Raw genomic sequence first — 1,078 nt, 5'->3', positions numbered from 1 at the left:
CGGCCCGTTGCATGACGCCCAGTACGGTGGTCGCGCCCATTCCCGTCAGGCTGGCGCTCTGAACCTCGCCGGGGGCCAGCGGCGCAAAGCCGTTGCCCAGGCGCACGTCGATCTGTGCCCCGAGGCCCGCACGCGCCACGTTCTGCTGCGCCCGGGCAAAAGGCGCGGCATTGACCTCGACCACCACCACCCGCCGGACACGCCCCGAGCGCACCAGTTCAAGCGGCAGGTAGGCGTGGTCGGAGCCTATATCGGCGTGGGACTCGGCGCGGATCAGGCGTAGAACTGCGTCCAGGCGGGCGTCAAGTGTGGGGGGCATCAGCCAGCCGAAACCTGGGTTCGGTCGTCGGCGGGAGCATGACTCTGCCGGTTCAGAATGACGCTGTAAAAGCCCAGCGAGAAAATGATGGAGGCCAGCGCCAAGCCGTAGATTAGAATATCGCTGCCGCCTTTCCACTCCAACGCTACCGAAAAGAAGTTGACCGCCAGCGCCGTAATCACGATGCCGATCAGTTTCTGCTTGAGGTCCTCAAAAGAACGGATATGCAGCCACGACGGTACGTTCTGAAGCTTTCCGACAAACAGGGCCTGCATTCCCAGACTGATGATAAGCAGGGCCAGACCGACCAGCAGCATATCGGCCTGCTCGACGGCGGCGATCATCAGGTGCTTGGCGGTGTCCTCACCACTCAGGTGCGACATTGCCTGCACAACGGTGTGATACGCCTGCACAATGGCCGCGACAAACAGCGTCACGCTGAACGCCAGCGCACTAAGCACGCCGAGTTCGACCACGAAACGGGTCAACCCGAAGACCTTACCCACCGTCCAAGAGGGGCGTCCCTGGTGCGGTGGCAGCTGTGCAGGTTCCAGACCCTTCATCCCTTCAGGATAATACGGACTCCGATTCAATCCCCCAACATGGCTGATCTGGACTCCAGTTGAGCGGCTTGGCAAAGCTTTCAACCCGAGTTCGTCTCAGATTTAGGAAAAACTACGCATTTAGAGGCTGTCTGAGGCCCTAACCATGGGAAATGTTTTAGGCTTTAACGGTGGAACGCGCAGCTTACCCTAGCGA

At 60.5% G+C, this 1,078-nt stretch carries 2 protein-coding genes; both read right to left on the bottom strand.

What is annotated here, in order from left to right; translation table 11 throughout:
- Positions 1–319, bottom strand: a 319-nt coding sequence (locus tag QZ269_RS13185; RefSeq protein ID WP_291427154.1) for a tRNA (adenine(22)-N(1))-methyltransferase TrmK, incomplete at its 3' end; no start/stop codon positions are given.
- A complete protein-coding gene (locus QZ269_RS13180; RefSeq protein WP_291427153.1) occupies positions 319–882 on the bottom strand; it encodes a YqhA family protein in 564 nt (187 codons plus the stop codon). The genes QZ269_RS13185 and QZ269_RS13180, both read right to left, overlap by 1 nt.
- Positions 883–1,078 lie beyond the last annotated feature (196 nt).

The sequence above is a fragment of the Deinococcus sp. genome, assembly GCF_018260405.1.
Lineage (GTDB): Bacteria > Deinococcota > Deinococci > Deinococcales > Deinococcaceae > Deinococcus.
The sequence above is the reverse complement of the archived record's forward strand: the minus strand, read 5'-3'. Positions and strand labels throughout refer to the sequence as shown.